The 255-nt window shown below is 49.8% G+C and carries 1 rRNA gene; it reads right to left on the bottom strand.

The window, feature by feature from the left end:
- Positions 1-101: ribosomal RNA gene (rrf, locus tag IB255_RS30650) — 5S ribosomal RNA — on the bottom strand; the annotation flags it as partial.
- Between the last annotated feature and the right edge of the window lie 154 nt (positions 102-255).

Genomic DNA, 255 nt, shown 5'->3' with positions numbered 1-255 from the left:
ACTCTCACATGGAGAAACTCCACACTACCATCGGCGATGCGTCGTTTCACTACTGAGTTCGGGATGGGATCAGGTGGTTCCAACGCTCTATGGTCGTCAAGCAATTCTTTATGGACGCTCGTGGCAAATGCACACGCTCATCCAGATTCGGGTATGTGACAGGTAATTTGCGGTTCACACGAACTTTCGGTTCGTTACGTCTTCACCGTACAACACGCAAATTGTTTGGGTGTTATATGGTCAAGCCTCACGGGC

The organism is Pseudomonas sp. PDM22, from assembly GCF_014851965.1.
In the GTDB taxonomy this organism is placed as follows: domain Bacteria; phylum Pseudomonadota; class Gammaproteobacteria; order Pseudomonadales; family Pseudomonadaceae; genus Pseudomonas.
This window is presented reverse-complemented; position numbering and strand designations above follow the sequence as displayed.